Here is a 17,393-nt window from a genome sequence, read left to right as displayed (position 1 = left end):
GGGCCCCCGATTCCGAAAGCGCATTGGAACGGCTGGAGGGCGGTTCGGCAACGGCGTAGGCTCCGCGCCATGAGCGGACCCAAGACCCCTGACGACGAGGACTTCGACCTGGTGGAGGAGGCGGGCGAGGAGAGCTTCCCGGCCAGCGACCCGCCGTCATGGAGCCCGCCGGGGCACGACGAGCCGATCGAGGACGGCGAGGACTAGACCCCGGCGCTACCGCGCCGCCAGCCAGGCGTCGGCCAGGGCGAGGAAGCCCTCGACGGGGATGACCTCGGCGCGCGCTGCGGGGTCGAGCCCGGCCGAGGCGACCAGGGCTTCGCCGCCCAGCGCCTTCAGGCTGGAGCGCAGCATCTTGCGGCGCTGGCCGAACGCGGCGGCGGTGATCTTCTGCAGGGCGTCGAGCCGGTCGGGCGCGGGCCGGTCGGCGCGGGGCTCCACACGGACGACGGCGGATTCCACCTTGGGCGGCGGGGTGAAGGCGCGGGCCGGCACGTCCAGCACGGGCCGGGCGTGGGCCGTGGCCTGGGCGATGACCGCGAGGCGGCCGTAGGCGTCGTCGCCGGCCTCCGCGGTGATCCGGTCGGCGACCTCCTTCTGGAACATCAGCGTCAGGGACGCGGGCGTCCACGGACCGGTCAGCCACTTGATGAGCAGCGGCGTGCCGACGTTGTAGGGCAGGTTGGAGACGAGGTGCGCGGGCTCGCCGCCGGCGATGTTGGCCTCGTCGGCCGTGAGCGCATCGCCGAAGATGAGCGTGAGACGGCCGGCGGAGGCGGCGGCCAGCTCCTCCAGCAGCGGGCGGAAGCGTTCGTCCTTCTCGATGGCGGTGACGCGGGCGCCGGTCTCCACCAAGGCGCGGGTGAGGCCGCCGGGGCCTGGGCCGACCTCGATCACGTGGTCGTCGTCGCCGACCTCGGCCAGGCGGGCGATCTTCCGGGTGATGTTGAGGTCGAGGAGGAAGTGCTGGCCGAACGCCTTCTTGGCCCACAGGCCGTGCGCCTCCAGCGTCTCACGCAGCGTCGGAAGCTGATCGAGGGTCATGCCCGGCGGCCCGCGATGTCGGCGGCGAGGCGGATGGCGGCGATCAGGCTGTCGGGCCGGGCGATGCCGCGGCCGGCGATGTCGAAGGCCGTGCCGTGGTCGGGCGAGGTGCGGACGATGGGCAGGCCCAGGGTGACGTTCACCCCGCCCCAGAAGTCCAGCATCTTCACCGGGATGAGGGCCTGGTCGTGGAACATGCAGAGCGCGGCGTCGTAGCCGGCGCGCATCTCGGCGGGGAACAGACTGTCGGAGGGGTAGGGGCCGCGGGCGTCGACGCCCAGGTCCTTGAGCGCCCGGACAGCGGGGTCGACGATCTCGATCTCCTCGCGGCCGATGCCGCCGCTCTCGCCGGCGTGGGGATTGAGGCCGGCGACGGCGATACGCGGGGCGGCGATGCCGAAGTCGCGGCGCAGCGCCTGGGCCGTCACCAGGCCGGCGGTGACGATCTTCTCCACCGAGAGGGCGGCGGGCACCCGGGCGATCGGCTCGTGGACGGTAACCAGGGTGACGCGCAGGTCGGCGGCCGTGAGCATCATGACCGGGCCGCGGGCGCCGTCGAAGGCGGCCTGGGTGGTGAGCTCGCCCAGGAACTCGGTGTGACCGGGGAACTTGAAGCCCGCCTCGTAGAGCGGCGCCTTGGCGATGGGGGCGGTGACGACGCCGGAGACGGTCCTGGACAGCGCCAGGCCGACGGCGGTCTCGATCCAGCGGATGATCGCCGGCGCGGCGGCGGCCGACGGCTGGCCCGCCACGACGGGCGCCTTCAGCGGCAGGTCGAGGACGGGTAGGGCGGAGGCGAAGATGCGCGTCGCCTCGTCCGAGGAATGGACGGCCCGGACGGGCGCGGCGCCGGGGGCGGAGGCCAGCGCCTGGGCGTCGCCCACCACGACGAACGCGGGGCCGCTCTCACGCAGCGCGGTCCAGGCCTTGGCGACGATCTCGGGGCCGACGCCCGCGGGATCGCCGAGTGTGAGGGCGAGCGGCGGGCCGCTCACCGCGTCTCGATGGTGGCCGAGTTGCGCAGGTCGCGCATGTACCGGCGGGCGATCATCGAGAGCTGCTGGCCGTAGAGGCGGTTCTCGATGGCGTCGCGATCCATGTTGGCCCCGCCGGCGGTGCGGCGGCCGCAGACGGCCACGAGGTGGAGACCCGCGCCGGTGCGGATCGGCTCGGACACCTGGCCGACCTGCAGCCCTTCGGCGGCGGCCTTGAACTGGGGCGCGAGATCGGTGAGCTCGGCCTCGCCCAGGTCGCTGGCCACCACGCCCTCGACCTTGCCGGCGGCGGCCTCGAGGGCGTCGCAGCTGGTGATCTGGGGCCGGAGCTGCTCCAGCTTGGCGCGGGCGGCGGCCTCGTCGGCGCCCTGGGGCAGGGCGACGGCGGCCTGCTTCAGGTGGACCAGCGTCGCTCCGCCGCCCGAGCGCTTGTCGCGCAGGTAGACGATGTAGACGCCGTCGCGGACCTGGATCGGCTGAGAGAGCTGGCCCGGGCGCATCTGCTCCAGGACCTGCTGGACCGCGGGCGGCATCTCGCCCTGGCCGACCCAGCCGGCGTCGCCGCCGGCGGCGGCCGTGGGCAGGGCCGAGAACTGCCGCGCGACGGCCGGGAAGGGCGCGCCCTGCTGCATCTGGGCGACGAGCTGCTGGGCGCCCTGCATGGCCTGCTGCATGCCGCCGACGCGGTTGGCGTCGATGAGCACTTCCGAGACCTGGTACTGCGGCTTGGCGGCGTCGGCCTGCATCCGGGTGAGCGTTGCCGAGATCTGGTCGTCGCCGATACGCAGGCGCGAGCCGTAGCGGCCGCGGATCCAGCGGGCCCAGGAGATCTGGGCGCGGATCTGCTGGCGCAGGGTGTCGACGCCGATCTCGCGGGCGCGCAGGAACTGCAGGAACTGCTCGGCCGACATGTTGTTGGACTTCGCCATGTCGGCGATTTCCGCATCGACCTCCTCGTCGGAGGCGACGATGTCGATCTTCTGCTCGCGCTCGACGCGGCGCAGTTCCTGGAACTGAAGGCGCTCATCGACGAGGCTGACCAGGGCCTCGCGCTGGAACTGCGGCAGGGTCTGCTCGGTGGGCTGGACGCCGGAGGTGGCGATCAGCAGGCGCATCCGCTGGCCGAGATCGTAGGTGGAGATGATCTCGTCATTGACCACGGCGGCGACGGACTCGGACATGCCCGAGCGCGGCGCGGGCTGGGCCGGCGCCGGCGGAGCCTCGGCCGGGGCCGTGGGTTGCGGAGCTTGGGCGTAGGCGAGCGGCGAAGTCGCCGCGGCAAGGGCGCAGGCCAAGGCCGCGCTTCGCGCCAGGCCCGGGAAGGAATGGGGGCCCGAGACGAGAGACTTCATGGACGGGATCGTTTCCTTGAGGGGGCGGTCAGCGCCCATAGTTCTAACGGCCATCTGTGCCGCCCAATGTGGCGAGCGTTAGGCGCACCGAGACGGTCTCGCTGGGTAGCAGACGGCCGATGATGATGTCTTCGCGGCGATAGATCACATCCACCCGGATGCAGTCGTCCCGATAGAAGACGCCGACGTCGCGGACCACCCAGGCGTCCTGGTTCAGGTCGCGGCTGCCGTAGAAGCTGACGCCGTAGCCCTTGGCCAGGTAGAGTTCGCCGCCGAGATCGAGGTTCTCGCGCTTGTCGCCGTTGATGTCGAAGTCGTCGGTGAGATAGCGGACGAAGCCGTTGCCGTACTTGTTGTAGACGTTGGCGCCGGCTTCCAGGCGGTGGATGTCGAGGTTCTCGCTGTCCAGACGGGCCCGGGCGAACATCGAGACGCCGCGGAACGGCTGGGCGTCGGCGGAGACGATCCAGTCCGACGACTTGCCGCGCAGGCCCGAGCGTTCGGGGAAGACGCGGTTCTCCTCGGTGCGGAATGACCGGCCGACCAGCAGGTTGGCGCGGCGGCCGTCGTCCCACAGCACCATGGCCCGGCCAGCCACGTTCAGGCGCACGCCGTCCTCGTAGAGGTCGTAGCCGGGGAACTTGTTGGGCCGGAAGAGGGTGGTCTCGTCGAACTCGAAGGCGACGCTGTCCTCGTTGAGGTAGACGGGCTTGCCCGCCGTATCGGTCCCGATGACGACCTGCTTGGCGTTGGGCGAGGCCAGGACCTGGACGACCGGCTCCAGCACCACGGTCTTGTCGCCGAAGCGGCGGAACACCGGATAGGTGATGTCGGCGCCGACGGTGGCGAGCGCCCGGGTCATGTCGTCCTTGCGGGTGGCCGAACCCACGCCGGTGAGGATGTCCTGGATGCGATAGGCGTCGGCGCGGACGTTGACGAACGGCGAGACGCGGACGCCCGCCTGGGACGTGAAGTCGCGCCGCCAGTCCAGCTCGCCGGTGACGCGGGCGCTGTCGAGGCCGGGCAGGCGGACGGAGAGGTCCGTCGGCGACTGCTCGCGGCTGAGCACCACGGCCGAAGTGTTGACCCGCAGCCGGCCGCCGGCCATCCGGCCGACGTCGTAACGGCCCTCGACCAGCGGGCCGATCACCGGGAAGACGCGGTCGTTCTCGCCGGGCGAGAAGCCGGTCACGGGATCGACGATGTCGAGCGAGGACCGCAGGCCCTGGATACTCATGGCCGCGACCGAGAAATAGGAGCGCTGGTCCTGCCGGACGGCGTAGAGCTGGGAGATCAGCCGCCGGTCGTCGGCCACGTAGGGACCGCGGCTCTCGTAGACGCTGCCGATCTCGTACTTGTCGAAGATGAGGTCGTCCGAGGCGCGCTCGGCGGTGAAGCCCCAGCGCCAGTCTTCGTTGATCTGGAAGGCCCCGCGGCCGAGGATGTAGCTGCGGTCGGTCTTCTCGCCGAACTCGTTGCCTTTGCCGTCGAAGTCGCGCTCGCGGGTGTAGCCCAGCCGCAGGTCGACCTCGCCCGAATAGAAGCGCTTGCGGGCGCGCAGGTTCAGGAAGGGGTTCACCTTCGAGTTGAACTGCGGGCTGATGGTCAGGTCCGAGTAGGGCGAGATGGCCCAGTAGTAGGGCTGCTCGTACGAGGCGCCGCGGCGGTCCGAGGCGGAAGCCTTGGGCGGCAGGAAGCCCGACGAGCGGCCGGCCTGCGGGTCGGCGTGCCAGAAGACGGGCAGGTACAGCACCGGCACGCCCAGCACGTGGAAGCGGGCGTTGCGGTAGGTGATCGTCTTGCGCTTCTTGTCCTGGACCACGCGGTCGGCCGAGATCGACCAGGTGGGCTTCTTGTAGGCCCCGTCCTTCGTGCAGATGTCGCAGGGCGTGTAGATCGCCCGATTCAGTTCCTGGATGTTCTCGTTGCGGCGCACGGCCGAGGCGGCGGCGACCTTGACGTTCTCGGGCAGCCGGGCGGCGAAGCCCTGGGCCACGCCCGCGCGCATCTCGTCGTCCAGCAGGATCTCGTCGGCGAATTCGGACGAGCCGTCGGCGTTGACGATCGCGATGTTCCCGGAGGCCCGGATCGTGCCGGCGCCTTCCTCGTAGACCATTCGGTCGGCCCGGAGCGTCCGGCCGTTGTAGCGGACCTCGATGTTCCCTTCCGCCGTCGTGCGGCCGATCTTGTCCTCGCGGACGACCTGATCGGCCTCCATGTAGAGCTCGCCCTCCTGAAGGCCATCGCGCCCGATGAGGCCCTGGGCCGGGGCGGCGGCCGGGGCCGGCGCGGCGGCGGTTTGCGCAAGGGCGGCCGACCCGCACAGGATCGCCATCGCAGCCCCGGCCAGGAGGGCGCGCTTGCCTACTCGTGGCGGCGTAAGCCGGCGCGGACTCATGACGCTCTCGTATCCCCTCTCGCGACGTTGCGCGGCGAAGCTGGCCAAGCCGCGATGCATAGCCCGGCCCGACAATGATTCAACCGTCTTCGGTGTAGCAAAGCAGGGTCAGGCCTGCGAGCAGCGCGACGAGAACCGGCGCCCAGGCGGCCGCGGCCAGCGGGATGATGTCGGCCTTGGCCAGCGCGCCGGCGAACTGGTTGAAGAAGAACATGACGAACCCCAGGGCCACGCCGACGCCGGCCAGGCCGGCCAGGCCGCCGAGCCGCACCAGCCGGAGCGAGAAGGCGGCCGCCAGGATCGACATGGCCGCGAACAGCACCGGGGTCGCCAGGAGCTGCTGCAGCCGCAGCCGGTAGCCGGCGGCGGAGAACCCGGCCTGCTCGGTCAGGCGGATGGCGGCGGGCAGGCGCCAGAAGGCGATCGCCTCGGGCGAGGCGAAGCGTTCCATCGCGGCCTCGGCGTCGAGGGTCGAGCGGATCGACAGGCTCTCGGAGCGAATCGAGCTCTCGCCCGCGCCGGCCTCGGCGACGTTGCTGAGCTGCCAGAAGCCCGGCATCAGGCGGGCCTCGGTGGCCTCCAGCCGGCGGCGGAACTCGGGCGCGCCGCGACCGTCCTTCTCGTACACGAAGACCGAGACGCCGCGCAGGATCACGGTGCCGGCGCGGGTCTCGCGGTCGCGGGCGTGGATGACGATCTGGGTGCGGTCGTCGCCCTGGCGGATCCAGACGTCCTGCGGCTGGTCGCCGAGGTAGTTCTCCATCAGGCGGGCGCGCTCGGCCTCGAAGCGGGCGTTGAGGGAGGAGGCGACGGGGTTCAGCAGGCCCACCGCCAGAAGCCCCAGCACCGCAGCAAGGCCCGCCGAGGGCAGGATGAAGCGCCAGGCCGAGATGCCGGCGGCGCGCATGGCCACGAGTTCGCTCTTGCGGTTCAGGCCGACGAAGGCGCCCATCCCGCCGAACAGGAAGCAGAACGGCAGCAGGATCTGGATCAGCGAGGGCGCACGCAGCAGCGTCAGGCCCATGATCGAACTCGCGCCCACGTCCGCGCGGGTGCCGACCTGGCTGGAGAGTTCGACGAACTGGATCAGCAGGATGACCGCCGAGATGACGGCCAGGGCGGCGCCGACGCCGCCCATCAGCCGGCCCATCACGTAGCGCTCGAGGCGGCCCACGCCCGTCATGCGGCGGCTCCGGCGATGGTGGCCGGCCGGCGGGCGATGTCGATGTAGCGGCTGACCCGCTGACGGAAGATGCTGCGGAAGGCGACAGCTGTGGCGATCAGCGGCACCAGGTACTGAAGCACGTTGAGCCACGCCTCGTCCTCGGCGGCGGCCTGGACCTGGAAGCCCAGGATCCGCACGAAGACCGCCGCGGCGCCCATGATGGCGATGCGCCGGCCATAGCCGAGGCGCGAGAAGCCGCCCCCGATGATGGCGGACAGCGCCATGGCCATGAAGGCGATGTTATAGAGCGGGGTGGCGATGCGGGCATGGCCCTCGGCCAGGAGGTCGAGCCGGTTGCGCTTCTCCCAGTCCTGCTGGAGGTCCGGGAAGAACAGCTCGTGCAGATAGCGGTCGGACGGCTTGTAGTGGACGAGCTCGTCCCCGCTGGCCAGGGCCGAGAGGTCGAAGATGTACTCGTCGAAGGTCAGGTAGTTCAGGACGCCGGTGCGGGAGAATTCCTGGTTGGAGCCGTTGCGCATGACCAGCACGGGCCGCCCCTGGCTGCGCGCCACGCGGCCATGCTCGGCGGTGTAGGTGGTGGCCGAGCCGTCGGCCTTCTCCTGGTGGATGAACAGGTTCTCGAGATCGCCAGCGCCGTCCACGCCCTGGGCATAGACGGTGAGCCCCGGAGCCGGCTCGGTGAACTCGCCCTCCCGCACCAGGGTAGAGGCCAGATCGGTGCGGATCTGGAAGAGCTCGTTCCGCATCTCGCGGTAGGCCGCGGGCTGCACCCACAGGTTCATGACCAGGGCGATCAAGGCGACGGTGCAGGCCAGCCGCATCGCCGGCGAGATCACGCGCCAGCGGCTCATGCCGCCGGCGAAGCAGACCACGATCTCCTGCTCGGTGTGCAGGCGGTTCAGCGCCACGAGGGCGGCCACGAACACGGCGATCGGCAGGACCATGTTGATGAGCTGCGGCATGGCCAGCAGCGTCACCTTGAGGAACACGAGCGCGCTCTGGCGCTGGTTCACGATCAGGTCGAGACCCGAGAGCGTCTGGCTGAGCAGCGCCACGCCGGTCAGCGCCAGGGTGGCCAGGAGGACCGGGCCCAGGAGCTGGCGCAGGAGGTATCGGTCGATCAGGCGCATTGGCTGGGAGACGGAAAACCGTGGCGAAAAACGGCGAGCCCGCAGATTAGGGCCTGCCCCGGCCGCGGAGGTGTTCTAAATCATGCGTCGCCGCGACAGACAACCGCAGGACGCTGCCTGCGGGGGTCGGCCGGCCGCCCACGAAGACAGTCGAAGACAACGAGAGAGTTTCCATGGACATCGAATTCGTCGCCGCTTCCGCCGCCGTCGCGCCCAGGACGGCCCTGGCGCGGATCGTGTTCGAGGGGGAGGCCCTGGACGGGGCGCTGGCCCAGGCGGCGACGGGCAGCCGGTTCACCGGCGGCAAGGGCCAGACGCTGGATATCCTGGCGCCGGCGGGGACCGAGGCCGCGCGGCTGGTGCTGGTCGGCGCTGGCAAGCGTGAGACCTTCGACGCCCTGGGCGCGGAGCACGCGGCGGCCTCGGCCTATGCGGCGGTGAAGACGTCGGGCCTCGACGTGCTGCGCATCGAGACGCCGAACGGCGACGCCGCGCTGGCGGCGCGGGCCGCGCTCGGCGTGCGCCTGGCCTCCTACCGCTTCGACAAGTACCGGACCAAGGAGCCGGCGGAGAAGAAGCCCTCGATCGTGAAGACCCAAGTCGCGACGGCGGAGGCCGATGCGGCGCTCGCGGCCTTCCCGCCGCTGGCCGCGCTGGCGGACGCGGTGGCGTTCAGCCGAGACCTGGTCTCGGAGCCGGCCAACATCCTGTATCCGGCCGAGTTCGCCCGCCGGGTGAAGGAGCTGGAGGCCCTTGGGCTTGAGGTGGAGATCCTGGGCGAGGCGGAGATGGCCGAGCTGGGCATGGGCTCGCTGCTGGGCGTCGGCCAGGGCAGCGTGCGCGAGAGCCAGCTCGTGGTGATCCGCTGGAACGGGGCCGACGACAAGACCGCCCAGCCGGTGGCCTTCATCGGCAAGGGCGTGTGCTTCGACACTGGCGGCATCTCGATCAAGCCGGCCGATGGCATGGAGGACATGAAGTGGGACATGGGCGGCGCGGCCGCCGTCTCGGGCCTGATGCACGTGCTGGCCGGCCGCAAGGCCAAGGTGAACGCCGTGGGCATCCTGGGCCTCGTCGAGAACATGCCTGACGGCAACGCCCAGCGCCCGGGCGACGTGGTGACCTCGATGTCGGGCCAGACGATCGAGGTGATCAACACCGACGCCGAGGGCCGCCTCGTGCTGGCCGATGCGGTCTGGTACTGCCAGGACCGCTTCAAGCCGAAATTCATGGTCGACCTCGCGACCCTGACGGGCGCGATCATCATCAGCCTGGGCAACGACTACGCCGGCCTGTTCTCGAACAACGACGAGCTGGCGGGCAACCTGCTTGCGGCCTCCGGCCTCGAAGGCGAGCCGCTGTGGCGGATGCCGCTGCCCCCGCAGTACGACAAGCAGATCGACTCGATGATCGCCGACATGAAGAACACCGGAGGCCGTCCGGGCGGGTCGATCACCGCGGCGCTGTTCATCCAGCGGTTCGTCAACGGCCTGCCGTGGGCGCACCTCGATATCGCGTCGACCGCCTGGAAGAAGCCCTCGTCGGTTCCCACCATTCCCGACGGCGCGACCGGCTTCGGCGTGCGGCTGCTGAACCGGATGGTGCAGGAGAAGTACGAGGGCTGAGGCGGTCGTGGCGGAGGTCTGGTTCTATCATCTGGAGCGGACGGGGCTGGACCAGGCCTTGCCGGAGCTGCTGGAGAAGACCCTTCAGCGGGGCTGGAAGGCCATCGTCCGCTCGGGCGCACCGGAGCGGATCGAGCATCTGGACGGCTGGCTCTGGAGCTATCGGGACGACAGCTTCCTGCCGCACGCCCCGGCGGGCGACGCCGCGGCGGGGCGCCAGCCGATCCTGCTGACCACCGAGTTCGACAATCCGAACGGCGCCGACGCTCTGTTCCTCGTGGACGGAGCCGAGCCGGGGGAGCTGGATGGCTACCAGCGCTGCGTCGTGTTGTTCGACGGCGGCGATCCGGACCAGCTCGCGCTGGCGCGCCGGCAGTGGAGCGCCGCCAAGGGGCAGGGGCTTTCGGTGTCGTACTGGAAGCAGCAGGCGAGAGGCTGGGAGAAGCAGGCATGAAGCGTGAGATCCGTCTGGGCCTGATGGCCGCGATCCTGGCTCTTGCGGGCTGCGCCACGCCGGAGCCGGAGCCCGCGCCGCAGCCCGCTCCGCCGCCTGCGCCCGCGCCCGTGGCGACGCCGGCCCCCGCGCCCGACGCCTGTGGCGCCCAGGCGGTGCAGCATCTGGTGGGCCGACCCAGGACCGAGATCCCCGTGCCGCTCAAGCCCGAGCTGCAGCGGGTGGCCTGCACGACCTGTCCGGTGACGCAGGACTCCAATCCGAACCGGCTGAACTTCCTCTTCGACGCCGAGACGGGGATCATCAAAGAGGTGCGGTGCGGCTAGGGGATCCGCACCCCCAGCCCGCGCAGCAGGTCGAACCAGGCGGCGCGGCCCTTGGCCCCGTCGAACATGGCCTCGGCCGTCGCCCGGGCGGCTTTCCGGAGCGGGGCGGAAGCCTGCGGGTCGCGGCAGGCGGCGATCAGCGCGCCCGCCAGGGCCTCGTGATCGGTGAAGGGCAACAGCCGGCCGTTCACGCCGTCCTGGATGGCGTCCCGAACCGGCGCGGTGTCGGAGCCGATCACGTAGCAGCCCAGCGCCATCGCCTCCGCCAGGGACCAGGAGAGCACGAAGGGGATGGTGTAGTAGACGTGGGCCGCCCCGAGGCGCAGCGCCGCGTGCATCCGCTCGTGCGGGACCTTGCCGAGGAAGTGGAGCCGCTGCGGGTCTGTGGCCAGGTCGCGGAACGCCCAGGCCTTCCAGCTGCCGCCGTCCGGCGCCTCCGCGCCGTAGCCCTTGGTCTTCTCCTGACCGATCACCAGCACGTGGGCGTCGGGGACTTCGGCCATGAGGCGGGGCAGGGCGCGGGCGAAGGTGTGGATGCCGCGGGCGGGCTCCAGGCTGCGGTTCACGTGGGTGATCACCGGCGTCCCTGGCTGGAGCACCCGGCCGTCCGGCAGGTCGAACGGCTCGGGCGGGGCGGGCCGGATCGCCGCGACGTCCACGCCTTCGTGCAGGACAAGGGCGCGGTCCCGGAACGCGCGCGGCAGACTGGAGGCCTGGAACGGGGTCGGAGTGACGATCGCGTCGGCGTGTGCGTAGGCGTAGGCCATCGACAGGCCCTTGGCGTTGACCCGCTGGACGTCCTTGTCGTCGGGTTGGCCGAACTCCGGGTCGAAGCCGACGTCGAAGCCGCGGCCGTGGTAGAAGAACTCGGCGAACATCACCTGGCGGGCGTCCGGGAAGATGTCGGCCAGGTGCAGGGTCTCGCCCCAGCCGGGATGGCCCACGATCACCGCCGGATCGCAGCCTTCCTCCTTCAGCGCCCTGGCCGCACGATAGGCGTCGGCGGCGCGGATGAGGTCGGCCTCGGCCCGGACCGCAGGCTCGTAGATGCCGGGCGTCGTGCCGCGTGACAGGCCGTAGCGGGCCAGCCGCACGCCCGTCACGCCCGGCGCATGGGCCTGGCCGATCGCCCAGCACGGCACGCCGCGGGCCACCAGGCTCCGGGCCAGATCCGCGAACTGGGCGGGGAAGTTGTTGTGGACGAAGAGGACGCCTTCCGACATGGCGCCGTTTTGCCGGGGCGAGGGGCGGTTGTCACGTCGGACGGCGGCAGCCCTCCTTCGCACGAGGCTTCGGAGGGCAGCCTCCGCCAAGGGTGGTGCGGATGAGAGGAGTCGAACCTCCACGCCTCGCGGCGCTGGAACCTAAATCCAGTGCGTCCAGCAGTCACGCCAGATTCCTCTAACATCTTCAACTGCTTACAAAAACTAAACTTCGCCCTAGGATCGGACGCACCGCGGACACGTTGGATACAAGCCGAAGCCCGAAAGGCGAAAGCCATGACCACGCACACCCTGTTCGACGGCCGCGTACAGATTTATCGCCGCTCCCCGGCCGGCCCGTGGCAAGCCGCCGCCCGCGTCGGCGGCCAGCGCTTCCGCCAGACGACCGGCGAAATGGCCCTGGACCGCGCCAAGGACGTGGCCGAGGAATGGTATCTCGACCTCCGCGGCAAGCTCCGTACTGGGCGCCTTGGGCCACTGGCGCCCAAGGAGAAGACCTTCGGCGAAGCCGCCCAGGCCTACCTGCGCGAGGTCCGCGTCCTCGCGGCCAGCGTACGCAGCCCCTCCTACGTTGAGATGCTGGAGCTGCGGATGAACGCCCACGTCCTGCCGTTCTTCAAGGACAAGCCGCTCTCGGCGATCAACAAGGGGCTCGTGCAGCGCTACCGCGTCCAGCGCGCCGAGGAGACGATCGCCAAGACCACCATCAAGGGGAAGGACGGCGCGCCGGACACACCCGGAAAGCCGCCGGCCCGCAGCACCATGCTCCAGGAGATCGTCCTCATCCGGCAGGTGCTGAAGCACGCCGAAGGGCTCGGCTGGATTCCCTACGTCCCCAGCCTCTCCACGCCTTACATGACCCAGGGCAAGAAGGGTCGGCGGGCCTGGTTCTCCCATGAGGAGTACACCCGCCTCTATCAGGCGACCCGCCGCCGGATCAGGGAGGGAAAGCGGCCAGGATGGAAAGGCCGCTACGAGGACCTGCACGATTTCGTCCTGATCATGGCCAACACCGGCCTTCGCCCCGACGAAGCCTGGGGCCTGGAATTCCGGGACGTATCCATCGAGGACGACTACGTGACCAAGGACACCATCCTCGTGATCGACGTGCGCGGAAAGACCGGCGTCGGCTACTGCAAGAGCATGCCAAACGCCGTTTATCCGTTCGAGACGCTGCGGGCGCGGCGGGAACAGAAGCTCAAGGATGAAGGCAAGTCGGCCGAGGAGATCGCCCGCCTCCTGCCGACCATGAAGGTCTTCCCGGACTACAGCCGCGACCTCTTCAACAAGATCCTTGAGGAGGAGAACCTCAAGTTCGACCGCGATGGGCGCCGCCGGACAGCCTACAGCCTGCGGCACACCTACATCTCCATGCGTCTCATGGAGGGGGCGAACATCCACCAGATCGCCAACAACTGCCGCACCAGCGTGCAGATGATCGAGCAGTTCTACGCCGCCCACATCAAGGACCGCATCGACGCCTCCGCCATCAACGTCATGCGGCCGAAGGCAGCGCGAAAAGCGGCGCGACGAAGCGCGCCCAGGTAGCAAAGCGCGCCGCAGGCGCACCACTGACCTTGTTGTCGGCGGCGGGCCGGATATACACCTGCCCCCATTGCGGGCGTGGCGGAATTGGTAGACGCACTCGGTTTAGGTCCGAGCGCTTTACGGCATGGGGGTTCGAGTCCCTCCGCCCGCACCAGGCTCCGCGACGCCGAACGGCGGCGCCAGATCGCGCCGAACGGCGCAACTCACCTGACGGGCCGAGCCGAACGGCGAGTATCCTTCCCGAACAGGGTGCGTTGATGGATCGAACGTCGATGGCACGAACCTGCGCTGCGGAGGCCTGGTGGTCCTGACCCGGAATTCTGGTCCGGTGTGGACGCGATTTTTCGAGCATCCTGATCCCTGCAGGAGGGGGATGCCATGAAGCGGAAACGGTACTCGGACGAGCAGATCGCCTTCGCCTTGCGCCAGGCAGACGGGGGGACCTCGGTGGAGGAGATCTGCCGCAGGCCGGGCATCTCCGGCGGGACGTTCTACCGGTGGAAGAAGCAATTCGCCGGCATGGGCGGCGTGGATATCCGGCGGCTGAAGCCGCTGGAGGAGGAGAACGCCAAGTTGAAGCGGCTGGTGGCGGATCGGCGGCGCGCCGCAGCTCAGCGTGTTGGACAACGCCAAGGCGACGATCGCCAAGGCGCTGATCTGCGAGCCGGCGGTGCAGCGCACCTACGCCGAGTTCTGCGACCATTACGGCATGGCCGCCCTCAACACGCGGGTCCGCCGGCCGAAGGACAAGGCCAAGGCCGAGGTCGGCGTCCAGGTCGTGCAGCGCTGGATCCTGGCGCGGCTCCGCAACCGGCGCTTCACCTCGCTGGCCGAGCTGAACCAGGCGATCTTCGAGCTGACGGCGACGCTGAATGCGCGGCTGATGAAGAAGCTCGGCGTCTCCCGGCGAGATCTCTTCGAACAGGTGGAGAAGGCCGTGCTCAAGCCGTTACCGGCCGAGCCCTACGTCTATGCGGAGTGGAAGATCCGCCGGGTGGCGCTCGACTACCATGTCGACGTCGACGGCGATTATTTCTCCGTCGCGCACCGCTTCGTTCGCGAGCAGGTGGAGGTGCGCGCCACGACGCGCACGGTGGAGATCTTCCACAAGGGCGAGCGGATCGCCGCCCATGTCCGCGAGGGCGGCTGCGGCAAGCACACGACCGACATGGCCCACATGCCGGAGGCGCATCGCGCCTACGCCGGCTGGACCATCGAGAGCGTGCGCCGTCAGGCCGAAGCGATCGGCCCGGCCACGGCCCTCGCCGTGCAGCTGATCTTCGAGGCTAAACGCCACCCGCTCCTCGGATTGCGCGCCTGCCAGGGCGTGGTGGGCCTGGCGCGCCCCTTCGGCGCGAGCGGCTGGAGCGCGCCTGCGCGCGGGCGCTCGAGATCGGCGCCCGCAGCTACGGCTCGATCCGCTCGATCCTCGACCATGGCCTGGACCGGCGGCCTCTCGCCGCCGACGCCGAGGAGGCCGCACCCATCCATCACGCCAACATCCGCGGCTCCACCTATTACCACTGAAGGAGAGACACTCATGCTCACCCATCCCACCGTCGAACGCCTGCAGGAGCTCGGCCTACGCGGCGCGGCCAAGGCCTTCGCCGAGCTGACCCAGAACCCCGAGGCGGCCGCGCTATCCCACGCCGAATGGCTGGGCCTGATCCTGGAATCCGAGAACTCGCATCGGCAGGACCGCCGGCTGCAGGCGCGGCTGCGCTACGCGCATCTGCGCCACCCGGCGGCGCCGGAGGACATCGACTGGCGCGCCGCGAGGGGGCTGGACCGAGCGCTCGTGATGAGCCTGCTGCAGACCGGCTGGATCGACCGCGCCGAGAACCTGATCCTCAGCGGCCCCACGGGCGTGGGCAAGAGCTGGCTCGCCTGCGCCATCGGCCATCAGGCCTGCCGCAACAACCGCTCCGTCCTCTACAAGCGGGCGTCGAAGCTCTTCGCGGACCTCGCCCTGGCCAAGGCCGATGGCCGCTATCCCCGCGTCATGCGCGCCCTGGGCGGCGTCAAACTGCTGATCATCGACGACTGGGGCCTCGAGCCCCTGAACGCCCAGGCCCGCCACGACCTCCTGGAGATCCTTGAGGAGCGCTACGGCTGCGGCGCGGCGATCATCACCACGCAGGTCCCGATCGACCGCTGGCACGAGCTCATCGGCGATCCGCTTCGGTGCTTCTCCATGGAATGGAGGTCGCCGCGACATCGATCCTGGGCGACACCAGTTCCGAAGCATGGCGAAGCGCAGGGCGGTTCGCATGCTCAGCGACGCGTCTGGCGCTCGTCGCGAGTTCGCTCACGAGGAGCGGGGCGACGCCCGCGATGCAGAAGCGGCGAGCGGATACGCGGGATCGCGGAGAGGCGGCCGCGATCGCGGGGACCTCATCGAAGCGACTGCTGGGATCTCAGGCAGAACCGTCCTCCACGAGCCACTGAAGCGCGCCCGCGATATCGTTGTAGAAGACACGGTGGTCGCCCTGCCCGAACGCAATGCGGGCGAGATATGCGATCCTTGTGGTTGGAACGAGGATCGCGACCCTGACCCCCAGGGCGTGAATCTTTTCGCTATATTGCTGTTGAACAAGCGTGAGTTCGACCGTGGGAGAATTCATCTCAAGCGTATCATAGAGAATCCGGTGAACGCGGGTGTCTTCCATCAGGAGTAGCACCTTGGCTTGCACCTCGGCGAGAAGCTCCTCGGTGGCCTCGCCCCTCACCCGGGCGATGATGACACGGTCATTGAGTTCGACCCATGCGTTGGGGAGCTTGTCCATCTTGATCCGCATATCTGTTCTCGTTCACCGCCGTCTGTCCGGCGCCGTTCAGTTCCGGGACGCCCCAGGGGGCGGGCGCGCCTCGGTGGCGGGCGGCCGTGTTGGTAACATGGCAATGACGAGTCTCTCCGAGCAAGGGCCTTCGCAGCGACGACGACTGCCGTGGCGTCCAAGGAGGCCGTGGAAATTCGTCGTGCGAGCGGCAGCGCTCCGAGGCCGATTGATGCCCGCGGAAGCGCGGTGCGCCGCGCCCACGACGGCAGCATCCCCTGGCCCCACGACGGGCTTGCTGTTATCCTGCAACCGTGCTTTCCGCTGCTCCGAACGTCCCAATTCGTCGCACGCCCGCCGAGCGCGCGGCCGAACTCCGGTTGCGCGCGCAAGCCGTCGATCCCGCACAGAGGGAGTATCTGCTTTGGCTGGCGGCCGAGTGGGACAGGACCGCCATGCGGGACAAGGACCAGGCGGCGCGCCTGCCAATCGCCCGGCGCCATCGCACCAGCTTGCGCCGCAGCGATCATGATCGGGTCTGACCGCCCGCCAGGACTGTCCTCGGCCGGTCGGCGAAAGCTCGGACCGCTGACCAAGCGGGGCTCCGACGCGTGACGCCGCAGACCCCTGCGCCGCCCCCGGTCACGTCCACCTGAGTGGTGGAAATTGGGCTGGCCTGGCGGTGTGACGTCTCAGGCCGAGCGCGGTGTAAGTATGGGCCCTGCGGCGGGTGGAACAAGCAGGATCTGATCCTCGTCGGGGGGCTGGCCGAGATCGGCGAGCGGCTCCAGGCTGAGGTAGCGGTGCTGCAGCTGCCATTCGTCGTTCTGCTCCATGAGCACGGCGCCGACGAGGCGGATGATCGAGGCCTCATTTGGGAAGATGCCGACGACGTCGGCCCGGCGCTTCACCTCCTTGTTCAGCCGTTCGAGCGTGTTCGTGCTGTGCAGCTTCTGACGGTGAGCGGCGGGGAAGGTCATGTAGGCCAGGACGTCGTCCTCGGCCGCCTCCATGGCCTGGGCGAGCTTGGGCAGGCTGTTGTGGGCGGAGGCGGCGATGGCGCGCCACAGCTCGCGGGCCTTCTCCTGGGTCGGCTGGACGAAGACCTCGCGGATCATGGTCGCGACGCGCGACTGCTGGGCCTTGGGCACGCGCGCCAGGAGGTTGCGCATGGTGTGCACGCGGCACCTCTGCCAGGTGGCGCCCAGCACCTGGGCGATGGCCAGCTTCAGGCCCTCGTGGGCGTCGGAGATCACCAGCTTCACCCCCTTCAGGCCGCGCCGGCTGAGCGAGCGCAGGAAGTCGATCCAGAAGGGCGCGGCCTCCGACTGGCCG

Annotated in this window: 15 protein-coding genes, 1 tRNA gene and 1 pseudogene; 9 read left to right on the top strand and 8 right to left on the bottom strand. The window is 69.8% G+C overall.

All coding sequences use genetic code 11. The features are described 5' to 3' along the window. The first annotated feature begins 69 nt into the window (after positions 1-69). Positions 70-207 carry a hypothetical protein gene (locus ACO2Q0_RS00085; protein ID WP_423349444.1) on the top strand — a complete coding sequence of 46 codons (138 nt, stop codon included), beginning with the start codon at positions 70-72 and terminating at the stop codon, positions 205-207. A gap of 9 nt (positions 208-216) precedes the next feature. Here the strand turns inward: ACO2Q0_RS00085 and rsmA are convergent, their stop codons facing one another. From rsmA to lptF, 6 genes are all read right to left on the bottom strand, one after another. Continuing rightward, positions 217-1,044, bottom strand: coding sequence for a 16S rRNA (adenine(1518)-N(6)/adenine(1519)-N(6))-dimethyltransferase RsmA (gene rsmA / locus ACO2Q0_RS00080; RefSeq protein ID WP_423349443.1), 828 nt, complete (start codon positions 1,042-1,044; stop codon positions 217-219). Then, positions 1,041-2,039, bottom strand: a complete 999-nt coding sequence (pdxA, locus tag ACO2Q0_RS00075; RefSeq protein WP_423349442.1) for a 4-hydroxythreonine-4-phosphate dehydrogenase PdxA — start codon at positions 2,037-2,039, stop codon at positions 1,041-1,043. Before pdxA ends, rsmA begins: the two co-directional genes overlap by 4 nt. Beyond that, on the bottom strand, positions 2,036-3,391 hold the full coding sequence (locus ACO2Q0_RS00070) for a peptidylprolyl isomerase (protein WP_423349441.1): 1,356 nt from the start codon (positions 3,389-3,391) through the stop codon (positions 2,036-2,038). The genes pdxA and ACO2Q0_RS00070 overlap by 4 nt, the downstream gene beginning before the upstream one ends. Before the next feature lie 43 nt (positions 3,392-3,434). Then, positions 3,435-5,789, bottom strand: coding sequence for an LPS-assembly protein LptD (locus tag ACO2Q0_RS00065; protein ID WP_423349440.1), 2,355 nt, complete (start codon positions 5,787-5,789; stop codon positions 3,435-3,437). Between the two features lie 79 nt (positions 5,790-5,868). Beyond that, the gene (locus ACO2Q0_RS00060) at positions 5,869-6,972 is read right to left on the bottom strand and encodes an LptF/LptG family permease (protein ID WP_423349439.1); all 1,104 of its coding nucleotides are present in this window, start codon (positions 6,970-6,972) and stop codon (positions 5,869-5,871) included. Further along, positions 6,969-8,105: an LPS export ABC transporter permease LptF gene (gene lptF / locus ACO2Q0_RS00055; RefSeq protein WP_423349438.1), complete on the bottom strand. Its 1,137-nt coding sequence runs from the start codon at positions 8,103-8,105 to the stop codon at positions 6,969-6,971. Before lptF ends, ACO2Q0_RS00060 begins: the two co-directional genes overlap by 4 nt. A 173-nt stretch (positions 8,106-8,278) precedes the next feature. On the opposite strand from lptF, the gene ACO2Q0_RS00050 reads away from it, so the two are divergent. From ACO2Q0_RS00050 to ACO2Q0_RS00040, 3 genes are read left to right on the top strand one after another with little or no spacing between them, the layout of a single operon-like run. Next, entirely contained in the window at positions 8,279-9,730 is a 1,452-nt protein-coding gene (locus ACO2Q0_RS00050; protein ID WP_423349437.1) for a leucyl aminopeptidase, read from the top strand. Between the two features lie 7 nt (positions 9,731-9,737). After that, positions 9,738-10,184, top strand: a complete 447-nt coding sequence (locus ACO2Q0_RS00045; RefSeq protein WP_423349436.1) for a DNA polymerase III subunit chi — start codon at positions 9,738-9,740, stop codon at positions 10,182-10,184. Next, on the top strand, positions 10,181-10,510 hold the full coding sequence (locus tag ACO2Q0_RS00040) for a peptidase inhibitor I78 (RefSeq protein ID WP_423349435.1): 330 nt from the start codon (positions 10,181-10,183) through the stop codon (positions 10,508-10,510). The genes ACO2Q0_RS00045 and ACO2Q0_RS00040 overlap by 4 nt, the downstream gene beginning before the upstream one ends. Here the strand turns inward: ACO2Q0_RS00040 and ACO2Q0_RS00035 are convergent. Continuing rightward, positions 10,507-11,733: a glycosyltransferase gene (locus tag ACO2Q0_RS00035; protein WP_423349434.1), complete on the bottom strand. Its 1,227-nt coding sequence runs from the start codon at positions 11,731-11,733 to the stop codon at positions 10,507-10,509. The genes ACO2Q0_RS00040 and ACO2Q0_RS00035 overlap by 4 nt on opposite strands. A gap of 276 nt (positions 11,734-12,009) precedes the next feature. On the opposite strand from ACO2Q0_RS00035, the gene ACO2Q0_RS00030 reads away from it, so the two are divergent. The 5 genes and pseudogenes from ACO2Q0_RS00030 to ACO2Q0_RS00010 all read left to right on the top strand — a co-directional run bounded on the left by ACO2Q0_RS00030 (position 12,010) and on the right by ACO2Q0_RS00010 (position 16,600). After that, entirely contained in the window at positions 12,010-13,281 is a 1,272-nt protein-coding gene (locus ACO2Q0_RS00030; protein ID WP_423349433.1) for a tyrosine-type recombinase/integrase, read from the top strand. A gap of 69 nt (positions 13,282-13,350) precedes the next feature. After that, a tRNA-Leu gene (locus ACO2Q0_RS00025) sits at positions 13,351-13,435 on the top strand. 224 nt (positions 13,436-13,659) lie between these two features. Next, a pseudogene (locus ACO2Q0_RS00020) lies at positions 13,660-13,875 on the top strand (transposase); the annotation flags it as partial. Positions 13,876-13,900: 25 nt separating this feature from the next. After that, on the top strand, positions 13,901-15,835 hold the full coding sequence (gene istB / locus ACO2Q0_RS00015) for an IS21-like element helper ATPase IstB (RefSeq protein WP_423349432.1): 1,935 nt from the start codon (positions 13,901-13,903) through the stop codon (positions 15,833-15,835). Between the two features lie 537 nt (positions 15,836-16,372). Continuing rightward, positions 16,373-16,600, top strand: a complete 228-nt coding sequence (locus ACO2Q0_RS00010) for a hypothetical protein (RefSeq protein WP_423349431.1) — start codon at positions 16,373-16,375, stop codon at positions 16,598-16,600. A gap of 150 nt (positions 16,601-16,750) precedes the next feature. Here the strand turns inward: ACO2Q0_RS00010 and ACO2Q0_RS00005 are convergent. Beyond that, positions 16,751-17,393, bottom strand: a 643-nt coding sequence (locus tag ACO2Q0_RS00005) for an IS256 family transposase (protein WP_423349430.1), incomplete at its 5' end; no start/stop codon positions are given.

This window comes from Phenylobacterium sp. VNQ135 (assembly GCF_049445735.1).
GTDB lineage: Bacteria > Pseudomonadota > Alphaproteobacteria > Caulobacterales > Caulobacteraceae > Phenylobacterium.
The sequence above is the reverse complement of the archived record's forward strand: the minus strand, read 5'-3'. Positions and strand labels throughout refer to the sequence as shown.